Source organism: Mycolicibacterium lutetiense, from assembly GCF_017876775.1.
GTDB lineage: Bacteria > Actinomycetota > Actinomycetes > Mycobacteriales > Mycobacteriaceae > Mycobacterium > Mycobacterium lutetiense.
The window spans coordinates 4,279,610-4,293,714 of the sequence record NZ_JAGIOP010000002.1 but is presented as its reverse complement, the minus strand read 5'-3'; the positions used below and the strand labels follow the sequence as shown (position 1 = coordinate 4,293,714).

Genomic DNA, 14,105 nt, shown 5'->3' with positions numbered 1-14,105 from the left:
CCAGCGGCGCCAAGCAAAGAATCGAATGGCCGTTCTGGCACCGGCATTTACAACAGCCGACGGCACGGCCGCCATTCCCCGCCGCTGCCCGGTGGTGTGGCCGGCCCCACCCGAATCCGTCGGGATAACCCCATCGACGCACCACATGCCAACGGCAAGGATGGATTTCGTGACGCGCCACCTCTCGGAGAAACCGACAACCGATGCCCTCGATTCCGACACTGCGGCCCAACAGGAAACGTGGTCGGAGGTGACGAAGATCGCATTCCGGTTCTGCTTCCTGTACTTCGGCTTGTTCTGTCTGTTGTTCGCGCAGATCACCTTCACCTTCTTGGGGGTTGTCACCCACTGGCTGCCGGAGCAGGCGGTGATGTGGCAGATGACCGTGCTGGACCCGGTGCTGAGCTGGGTCGGCAGCCACGTCTTCGGAGTCGAGGCGGTGTTGCACCGGAATTCGGGGAGCGGGGATCAGGCCGCGATCTGGGTGATGGTGTTCTGCCTGTTGGTCGTCGCCGCGGTAGGCACCGTGGCGTGGTCGTGGGTGGACCGGCGACGGAGGAACTACACGCGGCTGTGGGCCTGGTTCCTGACGTTCCTGCGACTGTGCGTGGCCGGGCAGATGCTGTTCTACGGATTCGCCAAGCTCATCCCGACACAGATGCCGGCGCCGCCGTTGGCCGCCCTACTGCGCCCGTACGGCGAGTTCAGCCCGGCTTCGGTGCTGTGGCTGCAGGTGGGCAGCTCCTACCCGTACGAGATGGTGCTGGGCGCGGTCGAGGTGGTCGCCGGGCTGCTGTTGTTCCTGCCGCGGACCGCGACGCTGGGGGCACTGCTGGGAGTGGCCAGCATGATGCAGGTGTTCCTGCTGAACATGACCTTCGATGTGCCGGTCAAGATCCTGTCCGGGCATCTGCTGTTGATGGGTCTGGTGCTGCTGGCCCCGCAGTACCGCCGTCTGACCGACTTCCTGGTGCTGCAACGCGCCACCGAACCGGCCGGCCAACCCGAGTTGTTCACCGAAGCGCGGGCGAACAGAATCGCGGCCCGACTGCAGGCCGTCCTGGGCATCTGGATGGTGGCCGGTTGTGTGCTGACCGGATGGCAGAGCTGGAGCGAGTACGGCGGCGGCCGTGCCAAACCTGAGTTGTACGGAATCTGGACGGTGACCCGGTTCGATGTCGACGGCAGGACATCGCCGCCGCTGACCACCGATCAGTACCGTTGGCAGCGGGTCGTTTTCGACATGCCCGAGGTCGTGACATTTCAGCGGATGAACGGCGAATTGGTGGATGCCCCGGTCACGGTCGACCGGGACCGGCTGGCCATGTCGGGACCGGACGGCTCGCCGCTGGCGGCGCTGACCGCGTCCCGGCCGGCCCCGCGGCAGTTGCAGCTCGCCGGCGAGCTGTCGGGGCGGAACGTCAAGATCTGGCTGGACGAGATGGATCTGAACCAGTTCACCCTGAACAACCGGGGCTTCCACTGGGTGCAGGAATACCCGTACTTCAGGTGAATCGGTGAGGTCAGTGTCCCAGCGGCGCCAGGGGCAGCCACCGTGCTACCTCGCCGGCCCGCGATCCCGACAACTGCACCGCGGAACCGGCTGCGTCGAGGTCGAGCAGTCCGGTGGCCAGTAGCAGCCAGGTCCGCGGGTCGGTTTCCACCACGTTGGGCGGATTGCCGCGGGTGTGCCGGGGTCCGGCGATGCACTGCACCGCCACGAAGGGCGGCACTCGCACTTCGACGCTGGCGCCGGGGGCCATCGCGGCCAGGGTTCGCGCGGTCAACCGGACCGCCTCGGCCAGTTCGGCGCGGGCAGGTTCCGGCTGGGTGGGTGCGCGCAGCCAGTCGGCCACGACAGCGACCGCAGCCCTGGTCTTTTGCGGATCGACACTGCCTCGCGCGGCCATGCCATAGAGTCTCGCAAAGTGTTGCCCGATCACCGAAATCCGCCGTACCGCATGGCCGGTGCAGTGTTTCTGGTGATCCTGGCACTGATTCTGGGGTTGATCGTGGCGCAGTTCCGGGGCGCCTTCGAACCCAAGGTGGCGCTGACGCTGCTGGCCTCACGCGCGGGTCTGGTCCTCGATCCGGGTTCGAAGGTGACCTACAATGGGGTTCCGATCGGCCGGGTGGGCTCGGTGACCGCCGACTCCGATCCGGTCCGGGCTCTGGTACATCTGGACATCAACCCGAAGTACCTGGACCTGCTGCCGGCCAACGTGCAGACCTCGATCCAGGCGACGACCGTGTTCGGCAACAAGTACGTGGCCTTCACCGCACCGGAACATCCAAGCCCGCAACGGGTTTCGACCTCGAAGCCGCTCGATGTCACGGCGGTCACCACCGAGTTCAACTCATTGTTCGAGACGATCACCGCGATCACCGAACAGGTCGACCCGATCAAGCTGAACCAGACCCTGTCGGCCACCGCCCAGGCGTTGAGCGGGCTGGGCAGTGCCTTCGGGCAGTCGCTGGCTGACGGCAACACCATCCTCGACGATCTGAATCCGCGCATGCCTGCGCTGCGCCATGACATCGCCGCGCTGGCCGATCTCGGCGAGCGCTACGCGGCGGCCGGACCCGACCTGTTCGACGGCCTGGGTAACGCCGCGCGCAGCGCCGCGACCTTCAACTCCCAGCGCGGTCACCTCGATGCCGCGCTGATCGCGGCGGTCGGCTTCGCCGGAACCGGCTCCGACATCCTTGAGCGGGGCGGTCCGTATCTGGAGCGCGGCGCAGAGGATCTGATCCCCACGTCGAAGCTCTTCGACAAGTACCAGGGGCAGTTGTTCTGCACCATCCGCAACTATCACGACGTCGCGCCCGCGTTCTATGCGACGTTCGGCGGCGACAACGGTTATTCCTTCGACAGCACGGGGACCTTGTCGAGCATCGGCGTGGGCAACGCCTACGTCTATCCGGACAATCTGCCCCGGGTCAACGCCAAGGGCGGGCCCGAGGGCAAGCCCGGCTGTTGGAAGCCGATCACCGCCGACCTGTGGCCTGCGCCGTACCTGGTGATGGACACCGGTTTGTCGATTGCGCCGTACAACCATGTCGAGCTGGGCTCGCCGATCTTCGTCGACTATGTCTGGGGCCGTCAGATCGGTGAGCCCACGATCAATCCGTAACGGCTCTACGATCTTGACCCGGGGGTTTCCGGGCGGGAGGGGACGTTTGTGAACGGTGGTGTCGATGCCTAAGCGCGCAGTACCGGCGAGCCCCGAGCCCCCCACCGCCTGGCCCCCGCCGCTTCCGGCGTGGCGCGCGGTCGGCCTGTCCCTCGCACCGATCGGCGCCGCGACCTTCAATGGGGTGGCGGGCCTGTGCGCCGCAGCGATCGTGGTGGTGTTGATCTTCGCGTTCGCCCGCCTGCACCGGTATGCGCCGCAGGCGGTGTCGACAGGAGACCTGGTCGCCGCCACGGTCGGTCCGGCGGCCGGACGGTTCACCAGCCTCATCCAGCTGGCGGCGTATGTGCTTGTGGGTGTGGTTGCCGCCCTGACGCTCGCACTGCAGCCGTTGTCCGGTGCACCGGACCTGGAGGCCGCGCTGGCGGGATGGTGGTGGCCCGGTTGGTCGGTGGCCGTCGTGGTCATCGCCGGTCTGGTGGTGGCCTACCTGCCCACCCGGGCCGTGGGTGCGGCGGCTGCCGCGCTGGCCGGCGTGGGCCTGCTGATCTTCTTCTATCTGGCGCTGGCGATCGTGGCCCGGGTGGCCACGGGCACACCCCCGATGGCGGTGGGGAGCACCCACGTCGATTCGGTCCTGCTGGCCACCGCAGCGGCCATTCCGCTCGGCCTCGGCCTGGTCGGTTTCGAGTTGGCGACCGTGGTGAGCGGCCGCCTGGAGTCGGTGGCGCGCCCGGTGGGCACCGCGGTGGGGGTTACCGCGTTGGGCGCGGTGGTCCTGCTGGCGGCCGCCAACATCGGCACGACCGGCGGGTTTCACAGCACTGCATTGCATCTCTCGCTGGTCGCCTCGCAATTCTTCGCCGATGCCGGGTTCTACTGGTTCACCACCGGGGTGCTGTGCCTGGGCTCGGCCGCGTTGCTGGCCCTGATGTGGGCGGCCACCCGGGTCGCGGGGCGGCTGTTCGGTTCCGGTCCGGAGGTGGCGTTACTGGTGCCCGCGGTGATGTGCGTGCTGGCCGGAGCGTTCGCCCTGTTCCAGGATTACCTCGGCAGGCTGCCGGCGGTGGTCCCCGCGCTGCTCCTTCTGGTCGTCTATGTGCTTGTCACCGAAGCTAATTCGCGCGTCGCGGGTTCGGCCGCGGCGCAGCAGGCTCCGCGGCTGATCCTGGCCGTGGTGGCGGTCTGTGTGGTGTTGATCCCGCTGCGGGTCACCAATTTCTCGATGCCCACGTTGTGGCCCCTGGTCGTCACGGCCGCGATCCTCGCGGTGGCAGCGCTGCTGGCGCGGCTTGGCAGGCCAGTGCAGCCGCCGCACCCGCCTCATTGATCGCCAGGTGCGCCAGCATCGGCGCGGCCAGACTGCCCGAGCGCTGCGCAAGCCAGCCGAACACCCACCCGGCAACACCGGTGACCAGAACGGTCGGAATCACCGGTTGGCCTGCGGCGCGGGCGTCGGCGACGTGTGACAGCCCGAAAGCCGTGGCCTGCAACACCTGACCGCCCGACGGGCCGAACGCATCCGCGCCGAGTTTGCCCAACGCGGCGCGGAAGGCGGCCTCCTCCGGCCAGACCGTCCCGAGCGGGATCCGCAGCGCCAGCCAGCTCCTGGGCGCTGCGGGCAGGGTCTTCTGGCGCATTCCGGTGCGGACGATCGGCACCGCCGAGGCCGCCGCCACGCCGGCGCCCACCGCGGTCGCGGCGGTTGCACCCAGTCGCAGACCCGACCACAACGCCGGTGGCCGTAGCCCCGGCCGGGCCCGGGTTCCGACCATGAGCACGGCGCCGAGGGCCGCCCGCACCAGAGGCTGCCACCTGGCCGGCAGCCTCGGATCGACCAGACCACTCCACGTCACCAGACCCGCCGCCAGGGCCACGGCACGAATCCGGCCGGCCGTCATCAGTATTCGGGTCCGTCGTTGGCCTCGGTCTTCTCCAGTGCCACCCGGATGCGTTCGGTGTCCCCGGGTGTCCAGCCGTCCGGCGGGGCCACCGCCGCCCAGCCGTCGAGTACCGATTCCCCATAGTTGTGCCCGTGTCCGGCCCGGACGCCCGAGGCGTTGGTGACGTCGGCGGCCACCTGCCAGAACGTGATGATCGGGTACCAGCGCATCGAGGCGGTGCGGTCTGTCCCCGGCGGCTCGACCAGCCAATCCGGTTCGGAGAACAGCAGATCCGTCGACCACCAGATGATCGGGTCGGACGGGTGCTGCAAGAACAGGACCCTGGTTCCCTCCCACGGTGCGGCAGTGTCGTCGGCGATCTCGGCGGCGTCGGCGGCCTCGGAGAACCGCACGGTGCGGCCGTTGTCGTAGCGGGGACGCACTTCCGGGGTGCCCGGGTCGCGGCGCACGGTGAGGCCGCGCCACAGCGGGCTGGCATTGGGCGGGCCGACCCACAGCACCGAGGAGAAGCCCATCCGGGAGATGTCGGGGAGCCAGCTGAACGCGCCCTGGCCGGCCATCGATCCCAGGCTCTCCCCGTAGAGCACCAGCTCAGGGCGGTCCTCGGGTGGCAACTGCTCCCAGCGCGCGTGGATCGCGTCGATCATCTGCCGGCCGACGGTCATGGACTTCTCCCGGTCGGCCATGAACGAAATCCAGCTCGGCAGATAGGAATACTGCATGCCGACCATCGCGGTGTCGCCGTTGTACATCAGCTCCAGCGCGCGGGCGGCCACCGGGTTGACCCAGCCGGTGCCGGTGGTGGGCACGATGACAAGCAGCTCGCGATCGAAGGCGTGGGTGCGCTCAAGTTCGCTGAGCAGCACCGCGATCCGCTGCTCGTCGGAGTCGGCAGTGTGCAGCCCGGCGTACACCCGGATGGGTTCCTTGGCGGGCGCACCGTTGACGTGTTCGAGCTCGGCGGCTCGCGGGCCAGTGGCGACGAAGTTGCGGCCCTGGTATCCCAGCGAATCCCAGGCCGCGAATGAGACTGGGCTGCCGGATCTTTCGGGTTCAGTCGGCTGGCTGATGCCCACGCGGGTGGTGGTGTTCTGTGGCTGGAACACCCGACTGGCCCCGGCCAGGAACCCACGGTAGAGCACACCGTTGACGAGCGTGACGACCAACACCACCACGATGGCGGTGCCGATGAACTGGGCCACTTCCCGGTTCAGACGCCAGCGCCGGATGAATACCTTGGCCAGCAACCGCACGGCGTCGCGCAACATCCGCGCGGTGGCGATCAGCGCCGCTGCCGACGCGACCGCGATGATCAGCGTGCGCAGATAGCCCGCCGTGGCCGGGCCTTCCATGCCCATCAGCGCCGAGACCTGCCGTTGCCAGGCCGCCGCGGGAATCAGCATCAGGATGGATGCCGTGATCGCCCCAGTGACGACAACCACCTTGAGGCCGAGCAATACCCGCCTGTTCGGCGGCCACCACGCCCTGTGTCGTAAAGCAAAGCGGTACAGCGCTTTTCCCAGCAGGACGCCGAGCCCGTAGCCGATGGCGGCGTTGACACCGCCGATCAGCCCCGCGAACAGCCAGTCGCGCGGCAGCAGCGACGGGGTCAGTGAGAGGCAGAAGAACAGGGTGCCGACGGCAATGCCGGTGAAGTCCAGCCGCACCAGGCTCCAGGCCCAGCGCAGCAGAGGATGACGTTCGTCGAGGGTTTTCCCCGTCACCCGAACAGTCCGGGCAGCACGCCCTCCGACGTGCTCCGTAGCTCCGCGAGGGTGATGCTGAACTGGCCCTGGACCTCGATCGCAGGTTCTCCGCCCTCGGGGCCCTCGTCCACCACGCCGACCCGGGTGACCGGTAGGTCCCTGGCCTCGCACATCGACCGGAACCGGCTCTCCTCGGTGCGCGGCACGGCCACCAGCACGCGGCCCGCCGACTCGGAGAACAGGAAGACGAACGGGTCGATGCCTTCGGGCAGGTCCTCCGGAAGGATGACCCGGCAACCGGTTTCACCGGCCAGCGCGGCCTCCACCACGGCCTGGATCAGCCCGCCCTCGGACAGATCGTGAGCCGCGGAGATCAGGCCGTCGCGCGAGGCCGCGGTCAGCACCTCGGCCAGCAGCTGCTCGCGGGCCAGGTCCACCTTGGGCGGAACCCCGCCCAGGTGGTCGCCGGTGACCTGCGCCCAGACGGATCCGTCGAACTCGTCGTGGGTGTCCCCCAGCAGCAGCAGCGTCTCGCCCGGTTCGGTACCCAGGCCGGTGGGAATGCGTCGCTTGACGTCGTCGATCACGCCGAGCACGCCGACCACCGGGGTCGGCAGGATGGCGGTGGAGCCGGTCTGGTTGTAGAAGCTGACGTTGCCGCCGGTGACCGGAATACCAAGGGCGGCACAACCATCGGCCAGCCCGCGGACGGCCTGGCTGAACTGCCACATCACACCCGGGTCCTCGGGGGACCCGAAGTTGAGGCAGTTGGTCACCGCGACCGGGGTGGCACCGGTGACCGCGACGTTGCGGTAGGCCTCGGCCAGCGCCAGTTGTGCGCCGGTGTACGGGTCGAGCGCGGTGTATCGGCCCGACGCGTCGGTGGACACCGCGATGCCGCGGCCGGTTGTCTCGTCGATGCGCAGCACGCCACCGTCGGCGTGCTCGGCCAGCACGGTGTTGCCGCGCACGTAGCGGTCGTACTGCTCGGTGATGAACGCCCGGCTGCACAGGTGCGGGCTGCCGATCAGTGCCAGCAGGGTCGCCTTGAGCTCGTCGCCGGTCTTCGGCCGGGGCAGCGTCGCCGAGGTGTCGGCCACCAGGGCGTCCTGGGTGTCGGGACGGGCCACCGGACGCTCATAGACCGGACCCTCGTGTGCCACGGTGCGCGGCGGTACATCGACCACGGTGTCGCCGCGCCAGGTGATCTCAAGCCGGTCGCCGTCGGTGACCTCACCGATGACGGTGGCCAACACCTCCCACTTGCGGCAGACCGCCATGAACGCCTCGACATTCTCCGGCGTCACCACGGCGCACATGCGCTCCTGGGACTCGCTGGAGAGCACCTCGGCCGGGGTCATGTCCTTGGCCCGCAGCGGCACCTGGTCCAGCTCGATGCGCATGCCACCGTCGCCGGCGGAAGCGAGTTCGGAGGTGGCACAGGACAGTCCGGCACCACCGAGGTCCTGGATGCCGACCACCAGTCCGGCCGAGTACAGCTCAAGACAGCACTCGATGAGCACCTTCTCGGTGAACGGGTCGCCCACCTGAACGCTCGGCAGCTTCTTGCGGCCGGCGCCGGATTCGTCTCCGGAGAAGGTGTCCGACGCCAGCACCGAGACACCGCCGATGCCGTCCAGGCCGGTGCGTGCACCGAACAGGATGATCTTGTTGCCGGTGCCCGACGCGAACGCGAGATGGAGGTCTTCCTTGCGCAAAGCGCCCACACACAGCGCGTTCACCAACGGGTTGCCCGCGTAGGAGGGGTCGAAGATGGTCTCGCCGCCGATATTCGGCAGGCCGAGCGAGTTGCCGTAGCCGCCCACGCCGCGCACCACGCCGTCGAGCACGCGGCGGGTGTCGGGTGCGTCGGCCGCGCCGAAGCGCAGCTGGTCCATGACCGCCACCGGCCGGGCACCCATCGCCATGATGTCGCGGACGATGCCGCCGACGCCGGTCGCCGCGCCCTGGTAGGGCTCGACGTAGGACGGGTGGTTGTGCGACTCGACCTTGAAGGTGACGGCCCAGCCATCACCGATGTCGACGACGCCGGCGTTCTCGCCGATACCGGCCAGCATGCCGGCGCGCATCGCCGCGGTGGTGGTCTCACCGAAGTAGCGCAGGTGCACCTTCGAGGACTTGTAGGAGCAGTGTTCGCTCCACATCACCGAGTACATGGCCAACTCGGCGTCGGTGGGGCGGCGGCCCAGGATCTCGCGAATCCGCTGGTACTCGTCGTCCTTGAGGCCGAGTTCGCGGTAGGGCTGGGGCTGATCAGGGGTGGCGGCTGCCCGCTGAACCGTGTCGATCGCGTGGGTGAGCTCAGACGTCACGGGGTCCAGCTTAGTAGCTGCTCGCGCATAGGTGCGGGCAGCCGCTGGTCCGCCCACTCCGCGCCTGGGTCGCTGTGTGCTCCGCCACACCGTTCGGCACGCTGGAAGCCGGCATGCAGAACGCGGAGGCCATTACTGAAGCTCCAATTTCAGTTGCGAACCGATGAGGCCGTCTGACGAAGACCAGACAAGGTCGCCTGTCATCCCTGACGATCCCACCGTGATCTCCCATCGACCGGCGTCGGCACAGCTGTCCGGGCCTTGAGTCGCTCTGGTTGCCACCGTCAACTTCGAGGAATTACCGGCCTCCTGCCGAACGGAAACCACGCACGAAACGCCACCCGTTGGATTCTCGAACGTCATGGAACCCGACACCGGGTCCGACGAGTCGACTCGGAAACTCATCTCGACCGATTGACCGTCCGGATACTCGAAGGACCCTGACCAACGACCGGCGCCAAGGCTCATGTCATCAGCTGCCGAATCACGCATCGCATCCATGAGTTTCGACGTCTGGAACCATGAATAGGCCCAAACTGCGAGACCAAAGATGGTCCCGGCGGCAGTGATGGCACAGAAAACCGCGATCACCATGAGAAGAGTCCTGTTGTCCGGTGGCTCCTCTTGCTCCATGCCGGCCTCCTCCAACGAGTCATAGACCAACTGGGCCGAATGATAGTGCGTACCCGGTCAAACCAACCAGGTTCGGCGCTATCCGCCCGCGATACAGAACGCGTTGCCCGCCGGGTCGGTGAGCACGACCCAGTTGAACTCTTCGCCGAAGTTGTGCCTGCCGGTTTCGGTGGCACCCAGGCCCACCAGTCGGCTCACCTCGGCCTCCATGTCCGCAGTGTGGAAGTCGAGGTGCACCCGGTTCTTCCCGGGCGTCGGGTCGGGTACCCGCTGGAAGCCCAGGTTGGGGCCTCCATCCCGCTGTACGAGCACGAATTCACCTGGGGCATAGGCATTTACCGAACCACTGACCGCCTGCGCCCACCAGTCGGCGAGCGTGTCGGGGTCCGCGCAGTCGAACGTGATCATTTCCACCGAGAGCGTCATGGCGCCGACCCTAGATCAGGCCGGTGACAGGAATCCCCGACCGGGCACCGTGATCCGACGTGGAGCCGATAGGTTGACGGCCGAATTCGCCCGAGTCCAGCAAAGTGCACCACACGGCGGGGCAGGCTCGATACCATCGCGTCGGCTGCGGCCTGGCCCGCGGCCAGTCAACTCCGAAAGGAAAGCCATGCACACAGCAACGAAACGAACTGTCTCCGTCACCGCTGCGATCCTCGGATTTGCCCTCATCGGCTCGGGCTGCCAAGCAGCCAAGGATGCCGGCGAGGGCGCGGCCAGTTCGGCGAGTTCGGTGGTCTCGTCGGTGTCAGCGTCCGTCGCCGCTCCCGACACCACCACCGCAGGTGAGGCTCCACAGGAGGGAGCCTCGACTGAGAAAACCACGATGAAGGGTGCCGACGGCAAGGAGTTCGCCGTTTCCGGCCCCATCCTGGCGAAGTACAACACTCTCGACGAGGCGGCCAAGACCTCCTTGGGCGCGCCGACCGGCGAGCAGCAGAAGAATGAGGACGGCGGCGTCTACCAGCAGTTCGCCGGCGGCGTCATCATCCACTCCACCAAGTCCTACGTTGTCTGGGGCAAGATTCGCGACAAGTGGAACGAGCTGGGCGGCTCGCAGGGCGAGCTGGGCTATCCGACAAGCGATGAGACCGTCAACGCAGACGGCAACAAGCAGACCACGTTCGAGCACGGCATCGTGACGTGGAACCCGACGACCGATGAGGTCACCGTCACCAAGCACTGAGCCGACTGATCAGGCTGATGAGGCCGGGCCATTCCCGCGGGAATGGCCCGGCCTTCGTCTTACCGGCCGCTGCGGCTCAGTGCCGCGGCGCCAGGAACGCCTGCAGCGCGGCGGAGTAGGCCGCCACATCCTTGGCACCCATGAACTCGCGCGCCGAGTGCATGGCCAGCTGGGCCGCGCCCACGTCGACGGTCGGAATTCCGGTCCGCGCCGAAGTCATGGGTCCGATGGTGGATCCGCACGGCAGGTCGGCGCGGTGCTCATAGCGTTGCAGCGGCACCCCGGCCTGTTCGCAGGCCAACGCGAACGCCGCCGCGGTCCGCCCGTCGGTGGCGTAGCGCAGGTTGGGCTGCACCTTCAGCACGGGCCCGGCGTTGACCGCGATCTGATGTCCCGGTTCGTGGCGGTCCGGGTAATTCGGGTGCGTCGCATGCGCCATGTCCCCCGACGCGACCACCGATCCGGCCGACCGACGCAGGAAGGTCTCCCGATCACCGCCCGCGGCGAGCACGATGCGTTCCAGCACGGTTGGGAGCAGCTCGGACTGGGCACCGTGATCCGATGTCGAGCCGACCTCCTCGTGGTCGAACAGCGCCAGCACCGGCACGTGGGTTCCGGCGTCTGCGGCCAGGAACGCCTCCAGCCCGGCGTAGCAGGTGGCCTGGTTGTCCAGCCGCGGCGCGCTGACGAACTCGCCCTCGGCTCCGGTGATCGCCGACGGTGTCAGGTCATGCGTCATCAGATCAAAACCGAGCAGCTCATCCGGTTGGACCCCGGCCCGCTCGGCCACGAAGCGGAGGAACGGGCGCGGAGACTCCCCCAGGCCCCACACCGCGTTGACGTGGCGCTGGGGGTCGGGGCTGACGCCCTTGCGATCCTCGGACAGGTGGATGGCCAACTGCGGCACGCGCAGGATCGGATCATCGATCCGCACCAGCACGTGTTCGATCGCGTTGCCGCGGCGTACCGACAGCCGACCGCTGATCCCCAGGTCGCGGTCGAGCCAGGAGTTCAGCCAGGCCCCGCCGTACGGCGCCAGGGCGACCACCTGCCAGCCCGCGACGACGCGGTCCGGGTGCTGTTTGACGCGGAGATTGGGGCTGTCGGTGTGACCGCCGACGACCCGGAACGGCGCAGCCGGATCGGCGTCCTCGGTATCCCAGGCCATCAGCGAACCCGCGCGCACCGTGAAGAACTTTCCCTGTGAGCCCGGCCAGCTGTCGGTTTCGGCCAGTTCGATGAATCCCGCGTCGCGCAACCGTTGCGCGGCGGTGGCGCACACGTGGAACGGAGACGGCGACGCGTCGATGAACTCGCACAGGCCCTGAGCGCTAGCTGGCATCTTTTCATCTTGACCGGCGAAGCGGCCGCAGGTGTCGGTAGGGTCAGTTTGTGGCCGATCCGATCCCGCAGCCGGTGCTGAACCTTCTGACGCGGGCCGCCATCTTTCTGGTACTGACGATCGACGACGACGGTGAGCAAGCCGTTCACGACGTGCTCCCCGACATTTCGGGCATCGTCCGCTCGATCTGGTTCCGCGATACCACCAAGGAGCTGTCGCTGGTGGCCGGGATCGGTTCGACGGCCTGGGATCGTTTGTTCACCGGCCCGCGTCCGGCGAATCTGCATCCGTTCATCGCCCTCGACGGCGGCCGGCATCAGGCGCCGTCCACCCCGGGCGACGTGTTGTTGCACATCCGCGCGGATTCCATGGATGTGTGTTTCGAATTGGCCGACCGCATGCTGCAGGAGTTCGGCAGTGCCGTCACGGTCGTCGACGAGGTGCACGGGTTCCAGTACTTCGACAACCGGGACCTCCTCGGTTTCGTCGACGGCACCGAGAACCCCAACGGGTCTACGGCGGCGTCCGCCGTTCAGATCGGAGCCGAGGACCCTGATTTCACCGGCGCCAGTTATGTGCACATCCAGAAATACGTGCACGCCATGACGGACTGGCGCTCGTTGACGGTGGAGGAACAGCAGCGCGTGATCGGGCGAACCAAGCTCGACGACATCGAAATGCCCGACGACGTCAAACCTTCCAACTCCCACGTCGCGCTGAACGTCATCACCGACGAAGACGGCAACGAACTGAAGATCGTGCGGCGCAACATGCCGTTCGGTGAACTCGGCGGTGGCGAATTCGGCACGTACTACATCGGATACTGTGCCGACCCGGCCATCACCGAACGCATGCTGACCAACATGTTCATCGGCGATCCACCCGGGAACACCGACCGCATCCTGGATTTCTCCACCGCGGTGACCGGCGCCATGTTCTTCGTTCCCACCATCGACTTTCTCGACGATCCACCGCCCCTTCCGGTTTCGGTCGCGGAACCGGCGGAACCCGAGAAAGACACCTCCCTTGCGATCGGCAGCTTGAAAGGAATCTTGCAATGAACAACCTGTACCGCGAGCTGGCCCCGATCACCGCGTCCGCCTGGGCCGAGATCGAGCTCGAGGCCAGCCGGACCTTCAAGCGCCACATCGCCGGCCGGCGTGTCGTCGATGTCAGCGAACCCGGCGGCCCGGTCACCGCGGCGGTCAGCACGGGCCATCTGCTCGACGTGAAGTCGCCCGGGGAAGGCGTGGTCGCCCACCTGCGCGACTCCAGGCAGCTGGTGCGTCTGCGCGTACCTTTCACGGTGTCGCGCACCGCAATTGACGATGTCGAGCGCGGCGCCCAGGACTCCGACTGGGATCCGGTCAAGGAAGCCGCCAGGAAGCTGGCGTTCGTCGAGGACCGCGCGATCTTCGAGGGCTACCCGGCGGCCTCGATCGAGGGCATCCGCGCGTCGAGCTCCAACCCGGCACTGGCGCTGCCCGACGATGCCCGCGAGATTCCCGACGTGATCGCCCAGGCCCTCTCGGAGCTGCGGCTGGCCGGTGTCGACGGGCCGTACTCCGTGCTGCTGTCGGCAGCCACCTACACCAAGGTCAGTGAGACCACCGCGCACGGCTACCCGATCCGCGAGCACCTGAGCCGGCTGGTCGACGGTGAGATCATCTGGGCGCCGGCGATCGACGGCGCGTTCGTATTGTCCACCCGAGGTGGGGATTTCGATCTACATCTCGGCACCGATGTCTCGATCGGCTACCTGTCCCACGACGCCGAGAGCGTGCAGCTGTACCTGCAGGAGACCCTGACGTTCCTCGCCTACACCGCCGAGGCGTCCGTCGCCCTCACCGCATAGTCCCTGTGC

13 protein-coding genes are annotated in these 14,105 nt (G+C 67.6%); 6 read left to right on the top strand and 7 right to left on the bottom strand.

Going from position 1 to position 14,105, the window contains the following annotated elements; translation table 11 throughout:
* The first annotated feature begins 160 nt into the window (after window positions 1–160).
* The gene (locus JOF57_RS29820) at window positions 161–1,513 is read left to right on the top strand and encodes a DoxX family protein (RefSeq protein ID WP_234939106.1); all 1,353 of its coding nucleotides are present in this window, start codon (window positions 161–163) and stop codon (window positions 1,511–1,513) included.
* 10 nt (window positions 1,514–1,523) lie between these two features.
* On the opposite strand, the gene JOF57_RS29815 is transcribed toward JOF57_RS29820, so the two are convergent.
* Window positions 1,524–1,910, bottom strand: coding sequence for a sterol carrier family protein (locus JOF57_RS29815; RefSeq protein WP_209923079.1), 387 nt, complete (start codon window positions 1,908–1,910; stop codon window positions 1,524–1,526).
* A gap of 51 nt (window positions 1,911–1,961) precedes the next feature.
* Between JOF57_RS29815 and JOF57_RS29810 the strand changes: the two genes are divergently transcribed.
* Window positions 1,962–3,134 (top strand): MCE family protein, encoded by a 1,173-nt coding sequence (locus JOF57_RS29810; RefSeq protein ID WP_209923837.1) that lies wholly within the window; start codon window positions 1,962–1,964, stop codon window positions 3,132–3,134.
* A gap of 64 nt (window positions 3,135–3,198) precedes the next feature.
* Window positions 3,199–4,464, top strand: coding sequence for an APC family permease (locus tag JOF57_RS29805; protein WP_209923077.1), 1,266 nt, complete (start codon window positions 3,199–3,201; stop codon window positions 4,462–4,464).
* On the opposite strand, the gene JOF57_RS29800 is transcribed toward JOF57_RS29805, so the two are convergent.
* From JOF57_RS29800 to JOF57_RS29780, 5 genes are all read right to left on the bottom strand, one after another.
* Window positions 4,385–5,035 carry an Rv0804 family intramembrane glutamic endopeptidase gene (locus JOF57_RS29800; RefSeq protein ID WP_209923076.1) on the bottom strand — a complete coding sequence of 217 codons (651 nt, stop codon included), beginning with the start codon at window positions 5,033–5,035 and terminating at the stop codon, window positions 4,385–4,387. The two genes, JOF57_RS29805 and JOF57_RS29800, sit on opposite strands and share 80 nt — an antisense overlap.
* Entirely contained in the window at window positions 5,035–6,762 is a 1,728-nt protein-coding gene (locus tag JOF57_RS29795) for an alpha/beta hydrolase (protein ID WP_209923074.1), read from the bottom strand. Before JOF57_RS29795 ends, JOF57_RS29800 begins: the two co-directional genes overlap by 1 nt.
* On the bottom strand, window positions 6,759–9,077 hold the full coding sequence (gene purL, locus JOF57_RS29790) for a phosphoribosylformylglycinamidine synthase subunit PurL (RefSeq protein WP_209923072.1): 2,319 nt from the start codon (window positions 9,075–9,077) through the stop codon (window positions 6,759–6,761). The genes JOF57_RS29795 and purL overlap by 4 nt, the downstream gene beginning before the upstream one ends.
* 132 nt (window positions 9,078–9,209) lie before the next feature.
* Window positions 9,210–9,710 (bottom strand): hypothetical protein, encoded by a 501-nt coding sequence (locus JOF57_RS29785; RefSeq protein WP_209923070.1) that lies wholly within the window; start codon window positions 9,708–9,710, stop codon window positions 9,210–9,212.
* A 78-nt stretch (window positions 9,711–9,788) separates the two neighbouring features.
* Entirely contained in the window at window positions 9,789–10,136 is a 348-nt protein-coding gene (locus tag JOF57_RS29780) for a VOC family protein (RefSeq protein WP_209923067.1), read from the bottom strand.
* Window positions 10,137–10,323: 187 nt separating this feature from the next.
* On the opposite strand from JOF57_RS29780, the gene JOF57_RS29775 reads away from it, so the two are divergent.
* Window positions 10,324–10,899, top strand: coding sequence for an LGFP repeat-containing protein (locus JOF57_RS29775; protein WP_209923065.1), 576 nt, complete (start codon window positions 10,324–10,326; stop codon window positions 10,897–10,899).
* Window positions 10,900–10,975: 76 nt separating this feature from the next.
* Here JOF57_RS29775 and JOF57_RS29770 read toward each other — a convergent pair whose 3' ends face one another.
* Window positions 10,976–12,241 (bottom strand): M18 family aminopeptidase, encoded by a 1,266-nt coding sequence (locus JOF57_RS29770; RefSeq protein ID WP_209923063.1) that lies wholly within the window; start codon window positions 12,239–12,241, stop codon window positions 10,976–10,978.
* 50 nt (window positions 12,242–12,291) lie between these two features.
* Here JOF57_RS29770 and JOF57_RS29765 point away from each other — a divergent pair, with 50 nt between their 5' ends.
* The gene (locus tag JOF57_RS29765; RefSeq protein ID WP_209923061.1) at window positions 12,292–13,302 is read left to right on the top strand and encodes a Dyp-type peroxidase; all 1,011 of its coding nucleotides are present in this window, start codon (window positions 12,292–12,294) and stop codon (window positions 13,300–13,302) included.
* Window positions 13,299–14,096 carry a family 1 encapsulin nanocompartment shell protein gene (locus JOF57_RS29760; protein WP_209923059.1) on the top strand — a complete coding sequence of 266 codons (798 nt, stop codon included), beginning with the start codon at window positions 13,299–13,301 and terminating at the stop codon, window positions 14,094–14,096. The genes JOF57_RS29765 and JOF57_RS29760 overlap by 4 nt, the downstream gene beginning before the upstream one ends.
* The last annotated feature ends 9 nt before the right edge of the window (window positions 14,097–14,105 follow it).

Coding starts and splice junctions, on each gene's coding strand:
- JOF57_RS29770 (WP_209923063.1), bottom strand. CDS start 12,241: ATGCCAGCTAGCGCTCAGGGCCTGTGCGAGTTCATCGACGCGTCGCCG.
- JOF57_RS29775 (WP_209923065.1), top strand. CDS start 10,324: ATGCACACAGCAACGAAACGAACTGTCTCCGTCACCGCTGCGATCCTC.
- JOF57_RS29820 (WP_234939106.1), top strand. CDS start 161: ATGGATTTCGTGACGCGCCACCTCTCGGAGAAACCGACAACCGATGCC.
- JOF57_RS29780 (WP_209923067.1), bottom strand. CDS start 10,136: ATGACGCTCTCGGTGGAAATGATCACGTTCGACTGCGCGGACCCCGAC.
- JOF57_RS29810 (WP_209923837.1), top strand. CDS start 1,962: ATGGCCGGTGCAGTGTTTCTGGTGATCCTGGCACTGATTCTGGGGTTG.
- JOF57_RS29760 (WP_209923059.1), top strand. CDS start 13,299: ATGAACAACCTGTACCGCGAGCTGGCCCCGATCACCGCGTCCGCCTGG.
- JOF57_RS29805 (WP_209923077.1), top strand. CDS start 3,199: ATGCCTAAGCGCGCAGTACCGGCGAGCCCCGAGCCCCCCACCGCCTGG.
- JOF57_RS29800 (WP_209923076.1), bottom strand. CDS start 5,035: ATGACGGCCGGCCGGATTCGTGCCGTGGCCCTGGCGGCGGGTCTGGTG.
- JOF57_RS29815 (WP_209923079.1), bottom strand. CDS start 1,910: ATGGCCGCGCGAGGCAGTGTCGATCCGCAAAAGACCAGGGCTGCGGTC.
- JOF57_RS29785 (WP_209923070.1), bottom strand. CDS start 9,710: ATGGAGCAAGAGGAGCCACCGGACAACAGGACTCTTCTCATGGTGATC.